Raw genomic sequence first — 14,130 nt, 5'->3', positions numbered from 1 at the left:
TTTTCTTTTTTTATCTTAACTCGTTGCCTCGTTAAGCGGGTGCAAATATAAAACCCTTTTTTTAATCTCGCAATGTTTATTTGATTTTTTTTAAGACCGCTTTTGCAAGCTTTCCCATCCAAACCAAATCAACACTCAAAGAACTTTTTACCCTAAAAACGTTGCCGTTTTTAGCGGTTGCAAACTTACAACCTTTTTGTTTAATAACGTGCTTTTATTTCTCTTTTTTAAAAACTAATCTAAACCCGATAATAATAACTTGTTAATGAACATCTTGCCTTGCTAACTACCGTAGTTGACTCGCTAAGCGGGTGCAAATATACACCCTTTCTTTATTAGTAATCTAATGTTTTATAAGATTATTTTGAAATAATATGTAAAGGCATTGTTATTAGATGGTTATGTGTGGGTTTATTTTAAATAGCATCTACTTATTCTGGAGATCTCTACTTTTCATTCATATATAGTCTAGAAAGGTCTAATTAATTACTCCTATTATATAGAGCCTTTTGCTCACTCTATATATAAGGTATCTCCAATTTCACAACTGCAAACCTATTATTTAAAGACACTGGATCATCCCTCCTACATCATAGAGCTCTTATTTATAAAGAATTGTTTCAGCATTACCTATTCATTACACCATAAAATCTCTGTTTAGCATCCTTACCCAATAATAAAAGACTTCGTAAATGGACATAAACAGTTTGAAAACAAAAAAGGTAGTGAACTAAAACCACTACCTTATTATATATAAATTTTAAAACCCAATTATTCTAGGTCACAATACTATCATCAAAATTAATTCGCGACTTCACTAATAAATTTGATTCGATATAAACGTAATTCTTCATCGTCGTAATCACCATCAAATTCTTCAATAGCCAAGTCAATCTTATCTGTTTCAGATTCCATGAAATAATCATGTATTTCCTCCTGCTGTTCTTCGTCTAGAATTTCGTCAATCCAATAATCTAAATTTAATTTTGTTCCAGAGAACACAATGGCTTCCATTTCTTTAATAAAATCCCCCATCTCCATACCTTTTGCTGAAGCTATATCATCCAACGGTAATTTTCTATCAACGTTTTGGATTATATAAAGTTTTAATGCGGAATTCATTCCAGTAGATTTAACAACCAAATCGTCTGGACGTACTATATCATTATCCTCCACGTATTTAGAAATTAAACTCACAAAATCGGATCCATATTTTTTAGCCTTACCTTCTCCTACACCATGAACATTAGACAATTCGGCAACCGTCATTGGATATTTTAAAGCCATATCCTCTAATGATGGATCTTGAAAAATTACAAACGGTGGTACACCTAATTTCTTAGCATTCGCTTTACGTAAATCTTTCAATAAGCGCATTAGAGCTTCATCTGTAGCTCCTCCTCCACTTTTTATAGAAGCCATAGCACTTTCTTCCTGTGCACTATTAAACACATGGTCTTCTGTCATCATAAACGAGCTTGGTGACTTTATGAAATTTTTACCTGCATCTGTTATTTTTAGAACACCATAAGTTTCAATGTCTTTCTTTAAATATCCTGCAACTAAAACTTGACGTAATAATGCCATCCAATATTTATCTTCTTGATGACTACCTTGACCGAAAAAAGGTTGCTCGTCTGTTTTATGAGATTTAATCATCGCATTAGTTTTTCCTATAACAACACTAACTAAATCTTTAGACTTATACTTCTCTTTGGTTTTACTTACTATCTTTAAAAGTATAACGGCATCATCTTTTGCTTCTGATTGTTTTTTTGGAAAACGAACATTATCATCCATATCTCCACCATCTCCAGTTTCAGAATCGAATTCTTCTCCAAAATAATGTAGAATAAACTTACGTCTAGAAATCGAAGTTTCTGCAAAAGCTACAACTTCTTGCAACAACGCATGACCAATTTCTTGTTCGGCCACAGGTTTTCCTGACATGAATTTCTCAAGTTTTTCTATATCTTTATAGGAGTAATAAGCCAAACAGTGGCCTTCTCCTCCATCTCGACCAGCACGACCTGTTTCTTGATAATAACTTTCTATACTTTTAGGGATATCGTGATGAATTACAAATCGTACATCGGGTTTATCTATTCCCATTCCAAAAGCAATGGTTGCTACAATAACATCGACATCTTCCATAAGGAACATATCCTGATGTTTCACACGTGTTTTTGCATCTAAACCAGCATGATATGGTAAAGCCTTAACGCCATTAACCTGAAGTACCTGAGCTAATTCTTCTACGCGTTTTCTGCTAAGACAATAAATAATCCCGGACTTTCCATCGTTTTGCTTTACAAATCGAATAATATCGCTATCTACTTGTTTTGTTTTTGGGCGTACTTCGTAATATAAATTGGGTCTATTAAAGGACGCTTTAAAAGTAACTGCGTCATTAATACCAAGATTTTTAAGAATATCTTCCTGTACCTTAGGTGTCGCGGTTGCGGTTAAACCTATTATAGGAATAGTATCGTCTATACGTTGAATAATTTGTCTTAAATTACGGTATTCTGGCCTAAAATCGTGTCCCCATTCACTAATACAATGAGCCTCATCGATAGCCATAAAGGAGATTTTTACAGATCGTAAAAACTCAACATTTTCTTCCTTTGTTAAAGATTCAGGCGCTACATAGAGTAATTTTGTAACCCCGTCTGTAATATCCTGTTTCACACGTTTAATTTCAGTCTTATTAAGCGAAGAATTTAAAACGTGAGCAATACCTTCTACGTTGGAGATTCCACGAATGGCATCTACTTGGTTTTTCATTAGGGCGATTAATGGCGAAACAATAATCGCTGTTCCTTCTTGCATTAATGCGGGGAGTTGGTAGCACAAAGACTTTCCGCCTCCGGTAGGCATTATAACGAATGTATTTTTACCTCCTAGGATGCTTTCTACAACCGATTCTTGTAAACCTTTAAATGCGTTAAATCCAAAATGTTCTTTAAGTGCAGAATGCAAGTTAATTTCAACTTTTGACATGTACTGTTTATATTTTTATTTACACTTTTAATACACCGAAAAAAACATAAGCTATTAGTTAATTCGTTGTATTTAGAGAGCCTTCATTAATTTTTTCGTTAGTTTTGCAACCAAGACTTATCGAAATTATTTATAAAAAGTTCGTATAAGTTTAAAGGTAATAAAATCTTTAAAGCATCAACCTAAAAAAATATTAAATTTTGAATAAACATCATGCCATCATAAACTCTGCAAATCAAGTGTTTGAGTTAGAAGGTCAAGCTATCTTGAATTTAAAATCCTATATAAATGACGACTTTGTCAATGTAGTAGAGCTTATTTACAAATCAAAAGGCCGGGTTATTATCACTGGAATCGGGAAAAGCGCCATTATAGCCAATAAGATAGTTGCTACATTAAATTCGACTGGAACACCTGCTATTTTTATGCATGCTGCAGAGGCAATACATGGGGATTTAGGTCTTATTTTAAAAGACGACACTGTAATATGTATTTCTAAAAGTGGAAACACTCCTGAAATAAAAGTGCTTATCCCATTGATTAAGAGCGCTAAAAACAAAATAATTGCAATAACTGGGAATAAAGATTCTTTTTTAGGACAGCATTGTGATTATTTTTTAAACACTTATGTCGAAAAAGAAGCATGTCCGTTAAATTTAGCACCTACAACAAGTACAACGGCACAATTAGTTATGGGAGATGCTTTAGCTGTTTGCCTTTTAGAAATACGCGGATTTTCTAGTGGTGATTTTGCTAAATATCATCCTGGTGGCGCATTGGGTAAAAAGCTATATTTGCGTGTTTTCGATATTTCTAGTGCAAACAATAAACCAGAAGTACATCCAGACACTAATATTAAAGAGGTTATTATGGATATCTCTAAAAACATGCTTGGTGTGACAGCAGTTATTGAAGACCATAAAGTTGTAGGTATTATTACTGATGGAGATTTAAGACGTATGCTTACTAAGACCGATAATTTTATGAGTTTAACCGCTAAAGATATTATGGGAGTTTCACCTAAAACAATAAACGAAAATGCCATGGCTATTGAGGCTTTAGAACTTATGGAAACTAACGATATTTCTCAGCTTCTCGTGTGTAAAGACGATAATTCTTACGCCGGTGTAGTTCATATTCACGATTTAATAAAAGAAGGTATTATATAATGGCACAAAGTAAGAATGTAAACGAGATGTCGTTTCTAGACCATCTTGAAGAATTAAGATGGCATTTAATTAGAGCAACTTTAGCTGTTATGATTGCTGCTGTAATTGCTTTTATAGCCAAAGGGTTTATTTTTGATACGCTTATTTTTGGACCAACAAAACCGAGTTTCTTTACTTACGATATTCTATGTAGAGTCTCTAACTATTTAGGGTTGGATGATAGTTTCTGCTTTAACGAAGCAGCTTTCGAAATACAAAGTAGAACAATGGCTGGACAATTTTCGGCACATATATGGACTGCCATAACCGCTGGTTTCATTATTGCATTTCCATATATTCTTTATGAATTATGGCGCTTTATTAGTCCAGGAATGCATCCTAGTGAACGAAATAATTCTAGAGGTTTTATCTTTATTTCATCTATACTTTTCTTTTTAGGAGTCCTTTTCGGATACTACGTAATTTGTCCGTTATCTATTAATTTCTTAGGAACCTATCAAGTCAGTGAAAAAGTACATAACGATTTCGATTTAAGTAGTTACATTAGTTTAATTCGCTCTTCGGTAATTGCCTGTGGTATCATTTTCGAACTTCCTATCATTATATATTTCTTAGCGAAAGTGGGAATTATAACTCCCGAATTCCTTAAAAAATACAGAAAATATGCACTTGTAATAGTACTTGTTGTTTCGGCTGTAATTACACCTCCGGATATTGCAAGTCAAATAATTGTTGCAATCCCTGTATTAATTTTATATGAGGTGAGTATTTTTATTGCCCAGTTTGTAACTAGAAAAGAACGTAAAAAATCTAAAGCTTTAAAAAATGTCAAATAATATCACAGAGTTTAATGAGTATAGAGCCAAAATGAATGAACGCATTTTGAGTGATGATAATAAGGTTATAAAACGAATTTTTAATTTAGACACGAATGCATATCAAGCAGGAGCGTTAGACGTTAAGACTAAAGAACTTTTAGGACTTGTGGCCTCAACCGTGTTACGTTGCGACGATTGTGTAAAATATCATCTAGAAACGGCTTACAAATCCGGATTATCTAGAGCTGAAATTGTCGAAGCATTAAGTATTGCAACACTAGTTGGCGGAACTATAGTTATTCCTCATTTGCGTCGTGCATATGAATTTTGGGATGAATTAGAAGCTTCGGAAGCATAATTTAAAGTAGAATAATCACTAACAGAAAGTGCTACTATTTTAGTATTTTAGCACTTCTGTATTTCTAAATCAGATTAAAAAAAACGTCAAAACGTGAAATTAAAAGCTGAACATTTAATGAAGTCCTATAACGGACGAAAAGTCGTAAAAGATGTATCTTTAGAGGTTAACCAAGGTGAAATCGTGGGCTTACTAGGTCCAAATGGAGCTGGAAAAACCACATCTTTTTACATGATTGTTGGCTTGGTAAAACCTAATGGCGGAACCATCTATTTAGATAATAAAGAAATTACGAAATACCCGATGTATAAACGGGCACAAAACGGAATTGGGTATCTGGCTCAAGAAGCTTCTGTGTTTAGAAAACTGAGTATAGAAGATAATATTTTAAGCGTTTTACAATTGACTAAGTTGACAAAAAAGGAGCAACTCATGAAAATGGAATCGCTTATTGAAGAATTCAGTTTGGGGCATATTCGCACAAACCGTGGTGATTTATTATCTGGAGGGGAACGTAGACGTACAGAAATTGCACGTGCTTTAGCAACCGATCCTAATTTTATTTTATTAGATGAGCCTTTTGCTGGTGTAGATCCTGTTGCAGTTGAAGATATTCAGCGTATTGTCGCTCAACTTACAAAAAAGAACATTGGTATATTAATTACAGACCATAACGTTCAAGAAACTTTAGCCATTACAGATCGCACCTATTTAATGTTTGAAGGTGGCATTTTGAAAGCAGGAAAACCAGAAGAACTTGCTGAAGACGAAATGGTTCGTAAAGTTTACTTAGGACAGAACTTCGAGTTACGTAAAAAGAAATTGGATTTTTAGATTATAATGCATTTTACTTTTCAATCAGAACCGTATCATATTATTAAACCTATTTTGTTTCAATAACTTATGAAGGTCTGATTAAATTATCTTTTAATTGGAGGCTCTTTCAATGTATAAGTGAACATCTAAATAATAGGTTGATTATTACTAAGATTCTCTCTTCTACTAAATTGGTAAGTAGCACATAAATATTATAAGTTATATAATTCTGCTGTGTATAAATCAGTTTAAAAATTGAAATTTCGTTACTTCAGAAAAGCTTATTATCACTCGTAATTCTAATTAATCTTGTGAGTATTGCCTTTTAAAAATCATCTTTTTATATTATTCCTAGAAAAAACATCAATTATGCTTCTAACCTATCAGATGCTACAGCTACCTTGCCTAATTTAGAAGTAAATACTTCCGATTGAATTATTAGATTATAAAAATCTGATCCCTAACACAAACTCAACTCTGAACTTCTTTAATAATATCTAGCAACAACAGCTACCAAAACTAATAAGATCCCTTCATCACAACATCTAGCATAGACATTACTACATAAATTAGAATAATTAATGGAATCGCGGCAAACTGTAAGAAGATAAGCAATAAAACACTTATTATAAGAAATACATAGCGAATGGCATTCGGTTTAAAAGCCCATGTTTTAAATTTCAGAGCGAACAACACGATTGGTGCATTTAATAAAATAGTACTTGTTATGGTTAGAGCTATTAAAAATCCTTGATTCATAATTATAGCGTTCATCATATCGTTATGTTGTAATTCCATAATTAATGGTAGTGATATAATTAATAAGGTATTTGCTGGTGTTGGCAGCCCTTTAAAATAATCTTGTTGCTCTTCATCTAAATTAAATTTAGCCAAACGGTATGCAGAAGATAACGTAATTAAAAACCCTATAATTGGTAAGAAAGCTGGCATAATAGCGTCACCACTAAAAAAAGCATTCCAAGCCCCTTCACTTGTAGACAATTCAGGTTTTTGAATACTTAAGCTCAATAACTTATACATTACAATACCTGGAACCAATCCACTTGTAACCATATCGGCTAAAGAGTCTAATTGCAAACCTAAATCTGAAGACACTTTAAGTTTTCGTGCAGCAAACCCGTCGAAAAAGTCAAAAAATATACCTCCAAACACAAAGGCAGCTGCGGCTATAAAATGATTGTGAGTCGCAAATATAACGGCGATACAACCACAAAATAAATTTAATAAAGTCAGTGCATTTGGCACATAATTCTTAATAGACATACAGTAATTTGTTTATGTAAAAATACTAAAGAAATGCGGTCTTAAACAAGACCATTTACAAAAATTACACAATAAGCCACCATTTTTTAAGTTAACTACTATGACACCAAATAAGCACAGCAACTTTAAATGGGGATTTCGACTCAATATAATGCCATAAATAAAGTTTTTAACCCAATTAAATTATCTGCATATTTGTAAAAAATTAGCATTGAGGATATTTTTAACTTCCCTATTCGTATTACTTACCGCTTCGGTTTTTAGCCAAGTTGCAAGAAAATACTCTAACGAATTCATGAATATCGGGGTCGATGCTGCTGCATTGGGTATGAGTCAGGCGGTTACGGCACAAACTGCCGATGTAAATTCTGGCTATTGGAATCCAGCAGGGTTGGTGCATTTAGAAGACAATCAGCTTTCATTAATGCACTCCAGTTATTTTGCAAATATTGCCAATTACGATTATGTTGCTTTCGGGATGCCTATAGACGACAGAAGTGCCATGGGTATATCTTTGATTAGATTTGGTGTTGATGACATTTTAGATACAACACAGTTAATAGACGACGAAGGAAATATTAACTACGACAGAATTCAGTTATTCTCTACCGCAGATTATGGTGTAACATTTTCCTATGCCAGACAACCAACATTTATGGAAGGTTTCAGTTATGGTGTGAATGCTAAAGTAATTAGAAGAATTATAGGAGATTTTGCAAATTCTTGGGGTTTTGGTTTAGATGCAGGAATTCAATACGAACACGATTCCTGGAACTTCGGTTTAATGGCCAGAGATATTACAACCACTTTTAATGCATGGCAGATAGATGAAGATAAATTTCAAACCATTCAGGATGCCATTGGTGAAGAAAATCAAGAGTTACCAGAAACTACAGAAATTACAATTCCTAAATTACAATTAGGAGTTTCTAAAACCTTCAACTTTAGTCGCGATTATAAATTAGTAACAGCTATTGATTTACAAATGCGTTTCGAAGAGAATAACGATATTATTTCGACAAGTTTTATGAGTATAAATCCATCTCTAGGATTTCAATTTGGATATTTAGACATGGTATATTTACGAGGTGGAGTAGGTAATTTCCAAAATGAATTACAAATAGATTATACAGAACAAGTCAGCTTTCAGCCTAGCTTTGGCGTAGGTTTTAGATACCAAGGCATTCAAATAGATTATGCATTTACAGATATTGGAGACCAAAGTGTCGCTTTATATTCAAATGTGTTTTCTTTAAAATTGGATTTTAGTATCTTTAGACACTAATCAATAGGATGAAACAGTCCTTTTTAAATTCGATTTTAACACTGTGAAACACCTTTTATTAGCCCTCGCAACGGGATTATTATTAGCCTTTGGCTGGCCTACTTACGGTTTCCCTGTCTTATTATTTGTCGCTTTTATTCCCTTACTTTATGTCGCACACGATATTAAGGAGCACAAAACTTTAAAATACAAAGGGTGGCGATTATTTGCTTTATCGTATTTATCCTTCTTTATTTGGAATTTTATTACCACCAATTGGCTACAATATGCCGATATGTTTGGAGCTTGCTTTGCTGTTTTAGTAAATAGTCTTTTAATGGCTTTCCTTATTTTAATCTATCAAGCTGTTGCAAAACGGACAACTTTAAACAAATCGCTTATTTTTTTAATTACACTTTGGATTTGTTTTGAAAAAATACACCTGGGATGGGAATTCTCATGGCCTTGGTTGAATTTAGGTAATGCCTTTTCAGATCATCCAAAATGGATTCAATGGTATGAATTTACTGGAACTTTTGGTGGCACACTTTGGATTTGGTTAGTGAATGTAATTCTTTTTAAAGCTCTTATAAACTTTTTCAAAACATCGGATCAAGGAATTTTGAAACGTGTTGCCATACAAACTACAGCTTTAGTTTGTATTCCAATTGCATTTTCTATCGTGCGTTATTACACTTATACACCAGAATCCAATACTATTGAAGCGGTTGTTCTTCAGCCAAACATAGATCCTTACAGTGAGAAATACAATGCTACAAATAAAAAGGTTGGTGAATTATTAAAGAATTTAGCTGAAGAAAGTGTGACGCAAGAAACGAATCTTTTAGTTACTCCTGAGACGGTTTTAGCCGAAGATTATGGTGTAGATTTACCAAGTTTTAACAGAAGTTCTGAATTTTTCCAAGCGAAAGCTTTTCTTTATAAATATCCGAATTTAAACTATTTACTCGGATTGCAATTCTTCGAAAAGCACACCAATATCGAGGATATATTACCAACTTCAAATCAATATAACGATCATCTTTGGGTAGATTTTTATAACTCTGCAGCAATGATTAATTCTGATAAAGAACCTTTAATTTATCATAAGTCGAAATTGGTTGTTGGAGTAGAAAACTTCCCCTATCAAAGTGTTTTAAAACCACTAATTGGAGATGCTATGTTGGACCTTGGCGGGACAGTAGCTATGAAAACAACACAAAACGAACGTTCTGCTTTCAATATAAAAAACACAGAATATAAAGTTGCTCCGGTAATTTGTTACGAATCTGTTTATGGTGAATTTGTAACTGGATATGTAAGAGAAGGCGCCAATGTTTTAGCGATTATGACAAATGATGCATGGTGGGGAGATACCCAAGGCCATAAGCAACATTTAAGTTATGCGAGATTACGAGCGATAGAAACTCGCCGTGCTATTGCGAGAAGTGCTAACACTGGAATTTCGGCATTTATAAGTCCGAAAGGAGAACTTTTACAAACGTTAGCATATAATGAGCAAGGAAGTTTAAAAGCTGAAATACCAGTAAATACAAATATCACGTTTTATGTACAAGCCGGCGATTATATTGCTAGGATTAGTATGTTTATTGCGCTTGGGTTGTTTGTTATTACCTTTTTTAGAAGAGAGCGAGTTTAGTTATATCGGAAAAACCGTGCAAAGCATACACTAATAAAAAGACTACAGTTTTTACTATTTAAGTCAACATGAACTCGTTTATAGATCTCATCGATTTAAAAACGTAAATCCTTATTTAATTGAATACTAATTCTTGTGGGAATCTGATAAAATTCAGCTTGACGATTATGTAAATAAAAAATGTATTTGGTTTATACCAACCAACACTTTTCTCTTTTCTAAAACATTAAATGCACCAAAAGTTCTTTTAGTAAATCGCCTTGAGGTACAGCATTAGAGCCTACACCTTTACTTTTTACATCAAATTCACGAAGTGTAGAAATATTAGCACTTACTTTTTTCATGGGATAGTTTCTTACAGCAACTAGATATTCATCTACAAAAAATGGATTTATTTTAAGAGCAGAAGCTACACTTCTAGGATTCTTATCTTGCATACCATGAATAAGTAATATTTGAGAAAAGAAACTAAACAATAAAGACACGGTAACCACCATAGGATTATCTCTAGGGTTTTCGGCAAAATATTTAACAATACGTTGTGCCTTTAAAACATCTCTTGCTCCTACTGCTTTACGTAGTTCAAAATTGTTATAATCTTTGCTTATTCCGATATTTTCTTCAATATGTTCGGGTGTAATTTGACTATCTTTTGGTAAAATAATCTGAAGCTTAACTAACTCATTATTAATTTTACTCAAATCGTTTCCTAAAAACTCCACTAACATCTGAGCAGCTTTGGGTGTAATGCTATACGATTTCGGAGCTAAAATGCGTCGAATCCAATCGGCAACCTGATTTTCGTAAAGTTTTTTACTTTCAAAAACTACACCTGCTTTTTTAATTGTTTTATAAACAGATTTACGTTTATCTACCGATTTATATTTATAATTCAGAACTAAAATTGTAGATGGTTGTGGGTTTTTAGCATAATCTGCTAATTTATCAATGGTACGCGATAAATCTTGAGCTTCTTTTACAATGATTACTTGGTATTCGGCCATCATAGGGTAACGTTTAGCATGCCCAACAATATCTTCTACAGTAACATCGCGACCATATAATACCATTTGGTTAAACCCTTTTTCTTCTTCACTTAAAACATGTGCTTCTATATAATCAGAGATCTTATCTATATAATAGGTCTCTTCTCCCATTAATAGATAAATAGGTTTTAATTTTTTCTGCTTTATATCGGCAACTAATTGTTTTATCTCGTCCAAACTGTAAACTATCTAGGATTATTCCAAAATTACCCTCTTGGAATTTGGTTTTTGAATTTTGAAATCTACCTTTGAAAATTCAAGAACTAACAATGCAAGAACTAAACTTTCCGAAGTTTTTATTTCGATTCAAAAATAGCGAAAATAAAATTTCTATTTTCGATGATATTCGTAAAAAATTTGTGATTCTTCAACCCGAAGAATGGGTACGTCAACATTGTGTGCACTATTTAATACAAGTTAAAGGCTACCCGAAATCGTTAATCAATGTAGAAAAAGAATTAATTGTAAACAACTTACGTAAACGCTACGATATTGTAATTTTTAATTCAGACGGAAGTATTCATGTTATTGTAGAATGTAAAGCTCCAAAAATTAATATCACACAAACGACATTCGACCAAATAGCGCGATACAATTTAACGTTAAACGCTAGTTATTTGATGGTGACAAACGGATTAAATCATTATTATTGTCAGATGGATTTTAAAGCCGAAAAATATAATTTCCTACAAGACATCCCTAATTACGACGCTTAACTGTATATGAAAATTGCTATTGCTATATTAAATTGGAACGGAAAAAAATTACTTGAACAGTTTCTGCCTTCTGTTATTTTAAATTCTGAAGACACTGATATTTATGTGATTGATAATGCATCGACAGACGATTCAATAGTCATGCTTAAAAACCAATTTCCAACAGTAAACATTATTTTAAACACGGAAAACGGAGGCTTTGCAAAAGGATATAACGACGGATTAAAACACATCGCTGCAGATGTATACTGTTTGCTTAATAACGACATCGAAGTTACGCCTAATTGGCTTACTCCTATTAAATCGGCATTTAATGAAGATTCTAATACAGCTATAATTCAACCAAAAATATTAGATTATAAAAACAAGAGTTCTTTTGAATATGCAGGTGCATCTGGAGGATTTATAGACAGGTATGGTTATCCGTTCTGTCGCGGACGTATTTTTGATACTTTAGAAAAAGATCTTGGACAGTACGATTCTAATTTAGAAATTGATTGGGCAACAGGAGCGTGTTTATTTATAAAAGCAAATGTTTTTAAAACCTTAAATGGGTTCGACAATGCTTTTTTCGCACATATGGAAGAGATTGATTTATGTTGGCGTGCTAAAAATTTAGAGTATAATATAAAATGTATTCCAACATCTGAAGTATTTCATGTTGGAGGTGCGACTTTAAATGCTTCAAATCCGAAGAAAACGTATCTGAATTTCAGGAATAGTTTATTCACTTTAGTAAAGAATGCTAGCGGTAATGTGTTCGCTATTATCTTCACTAGAATGCTTTTAGATGGTTTAGCAGGACTACATTTTTTATTCAGCTTAAAATTTAATCACTTCTTCGCAATAATTCGTGCACATTTTAGTTTTTATAGTCAAGTATCAAGAATATTAAAACAACGGAAAACGCTAGTACAGAAGCCTAATTACTTTAAAACGAGATCTATTGTTTATGATTATTTTATTAAAAAGAAACAAAAATTTAGCGATTTATAAAATAGTTAGTAAAAGTTTTGTTAAAGCCTATTTTAACATTATTTTTTTCATATTTTTGATATGTTTAAATATAATTTAAGAATTATTATGAAGAAACTAATTTTAAGCAGTGCCGCTGCTTTACTCCTTTTATCATCATGTGTATCTAAAAAAGATTATGCAGCTTTAGAATCTAAGCAACAAGAAACTCAAGACCTATTAAATACAGCAACAGTTAAACTGAATAGTTGTTTAACAGAAAAAGCAGCTGCTTCAGCACGAGCAGAAGCTTTAAAAGATCAAATTACAGATTTAATTGACACTAAAGGAAACTTAACAACACTTACTCAAAAAGGTGCTGAAAACTTAGAGAGATCTTTAGAAAGCTTAAAAGAAAAAGACCTTAAAATTACAAGATTACAAGATGCATTAACGAGAAAAGATAGTGTTACTTTAGCAGTCGTTACTAGTTTAAAACGTGAAGTAGGTATTAACGATCCAGACATTGAAATTAATGTTGAAAAGGGTGTAGTATTTATTTCTATTGCTGATAAATTATTATTTAAAAGCGGAAGTTACATCGTAACAGACAAAGCTAAAAGCGTTTTAGCTAAAGTAGCTAAAGTGGTAAATAGCAAGCCAAATTTCGAATGTATGGTTGAAGGACATACAGATAACGTACCTTATAAAAAAGGTGGTGTTCTTGAAGACAACTGGGATTTAAGTGTAAAACGTGCAACTTCTGTTGTTCGTGTATTACAAGAATTAGATGTTAATCCTAATCAATTAATTGCAGCTGGTAGAAGTCATTATGTTCCTTTAGTAGACAATGATACTGCAGAGAACAGAGCAACAAACAGACGTACTCGTATTGTAGTACTTCCTAAAATTGACCAATTCTACGAAATGGTAGAAAAGGAAATGAAAAACATGGTAGAAGCTGATGCAGCTATGAAACAGAACTAATTTCTGCTTCACTTAATATATTTAAAAGCTCAATCGAAAGGTTGGGCTTTTTTTA

General features: G+C 32.8%; 12 protein-coding genes. 9 read left to right on the top strand and 3 right to left on the bottom strand.

The window, feature by feature from the left end:
- Nucleotides 1–801 precede the first annotated feature (801 nt).
- A complete protein-coding gene (locus R6X41_RS13590) occupies nt 802–3,003 on the bottom strand; it encodes a RecQ family ATP-dependent DNA helicase (protein ID WP_318500885.1) in 2,202 nt (733 codons plus the stop codon).
- Nucleotides 3,004–3,203: 200 nt separating this feature from the next.
- Here R6X41_RS13590 and R6X41_RS13585 point away from each other — a divergent pair, with 200 nt between their 5' ends.
- The 4 genes from R6X41_RS13585 to lptB all read left to right on the top strand — a co-directional run bounded on the left by R6X41_RS13585 (nt 3,204) and on the right by lptB (nt 6,182).
- On the top strand, nt 3,204–4,172 hold the full coding sequence (locus R6X41_RS13585; protein WP_318500884.1) for a KpsF/GutQ family sugar-phosphate isomerase: 969 nt from the start codon (nt 3,204–3,206) through the stop codon (nt 4,170–4,172).
- Entirely contained in the window at nt 4,172–5,008 is an 837-nt protein-coding gene (tatC, locus tag R6X41_RS13580) for a twin-arginine translocase subunit TatC (RefSeq protein ID WP_318500883.1), read from the top strand. Before R6X41_RS13585 ends, tatC begins: the two co-directional genes overlap by 1 nt.
- Nucleotides 4,998–5,348 carry a carboxymuconolactone decarboxylase family protein gene (locus R6X41_RS13575; RefSeq protein ID WP_318500882.1) on the top strand — a complete coding sequence of 117 codons (351 nt, stop codon included), beginning with the start codon at nt 4,998–5,000 and terminating at the stop codon, nt 5,346–5,348. The genes tatC and R6X41_RS13575 overlap by 11 nt, the downstream gene beginning before the upstream one ends.
- Nucleotides 5,349–5,441: 93 nt before the next feature.
- Complete coding sequence (gene lptB / locus R6X41_RS13570; protein WP_318500881.1) at nt 5,442–6,182, top strand: LPS export ABC transporter ATP-binding protein; 741 nt, start codon at nt 5,442–5,444, stop codon at nt 6,180–6,182.
- Nucleotides 6,183–6,683: 501 nt separating this feature from the next.
- Here lptB and R6X41_RS13565 read toward each other — a convergent pair.
- Nucleotides 6,684–7,448 carry a CDP-alcohol phosphatidyltransferase family protein gene (locus tag R6X41_RS13565; RefSeq protein ID WP_412176267.1) on the bottom strand — a complete coding sequence of 255 codons (765 nt, stop codon included), beginning with the start codon at nt 7,446–7,448 and terminating at the stop codon, nt 6,684–6,686.
- A 211-nt stretch (nt 7,449–7,659) separates the two neighbouring features.
- Here R6X41_RS13565 and R6X41_RS13560 point away from each other — a divergent pair, with 211 nt between their 5' ends.
- Nucleotides 7,660–8,733: a putative type IX sorting system protein PorV2 gene (locus R6X41_RS13560; RefSeq protein ID WP_318500880.1), complete on the top strand. Its 1,074-nt coding sequence runs from the start codon at nt 7,660–7,662 to the stop codon at nt 8,731–8,733.
- Between the two features lie 43 nt (nt 8,734–8,776).
- Nucleotides 8,777–10,372 (top strand): apolipoprotein N-acyltransferase, encoded by a 1,596-nt coding sequence (gene lnt, locus R6X41_RS13555; RefSeq protein WP_318500879.1) that lies wholly within the window; start codon nt 8,777–8,779, stop codon nt 10,370–10,372.
- Between the two features lie 218 nt (nt 10,373–10,590).
- Here lnt and holA read toward each other — a convergent pair whose 3' ends face one another.
- Nucleotides 10,591–11,595: a DNA polymerase III subunit delta gene (gene holA, locus R6X41_RS13550; protein WP_318500878.1), complete on the bottom strand. Its 1,005-nt coding sequence runs from the start codon at nt 11,593–11,595 to the stop codon at nt 10,591–10,593.
- Nucleotides 11,596–11,687: 92 nt separating this feature from the next.
- On the opposite strand from holA, the gene R6X41_RS13545 reads away from it, so the two are divergent.
- From R6X41_RS13545 to R6X41_RS13535, 3 genes are all read left to right on the top strand, one after another.
- Nucleotides 11,688–12,134: a type I restriction enzyme HsdR N-terminal domain-containing protein gene (locus R6X41_RS13545; protein WP_318500877.1), complete on the top strand. Its 447-nt coding sequence runs from the start codon at nt 11,688–11,690 to the stop codon at nt 12,132–12,134.
- 6 nt (nt 12,135–12,140) lie between these two features.
- Nucleotides 12,141–13,130: a glycosyltransferase family 2 protein gene (locus R6X41_RS13540; protein WP_318500876.1), complete on the top strand. Its 990-nt coding sequence runs from the start codon at nt 12,141–12,143 to the stop codon at nt 13,128–13,130.
- Nucleotides 13,131–13,217: 87 nt separating this feature from the next.
- The gene (locus R6X41_RS13535) at nt 13,218–14,075 is read left to right on the top strand and encodes an OmpA/MotB family protein (protein WP_318500875.1); all 858 of its coding nucleotides are present in this window, start codon (nt 13,218–13,220) and stop codon (nt 14,073–14,075) included.
- Nucleotides 14,076–14,130: the final 55 nt, after the last annotated feature.

Origin of the sequence: Formosa sejongensis, from assembly GCF_033447105.1 — a bacterium.
Lineage (GTDB): Bacteria > Bacteroidota > Bacteroidia > Flavobacteriales > Flavobacteriaceae > Formosa.
The sequence above is the reverse complement of the archived record's forward strand: the minus strand, read 5'-3'. Positions and strand labels throughout refer to the sequence as shown.

Bases quoted from the DNA above. Each gene is read 5' to 3' on its own strand.
- R6X41_RS13590 (WP_318500885.1), bottom strand. From the start codon at position 3,003: ATGTCAAAAGTTGAAATTAACTTGCATTCTGCACTTAAAGAACATTTT.
- tatC (WP_318500883.1), top strand. From the start codon at position 4,172: ATGGCACAAAGTAAGAATGTAAACGAGATGTCGTTTCTAGACCATCTT.
- R6X41_RS13575 (WP_318500882.1), top strand. From the start codon at position 4,998: ATGTCAAATAATATCACAGAGTTTAATGAGTATAGAGCCAAAATGAAT.
- R6X41_RS13565 (WP_412176267.1), bottom strand. From the start codon at position 7,448: ATGTCTATTAAGAATTATGTGCCAAATGCACTGACTTTATTAAATTTA.
- R6X41_RS13545 (WP_318500877.1), top strand. From the start codon at position 11,688: ATGCAAGAACTAAACTTTCCGAAGTTTTTATTTCGATTCAAAAATAGC.
- R6X41_RS13540 (WP_318500876.1), top strand. From the start codon at position 12,141: ATGAAAATTGCTATTGCTATATTAAATTGGAACGGAAAAAAATTACTT.
- R6X41_RS13535 (WP_318500875.1), top strand. From the start codon at position 13,218: ATGAAGAAACTAATTTTAAGCAGTGCCGCTGCTTTACTCCTTTTATCA.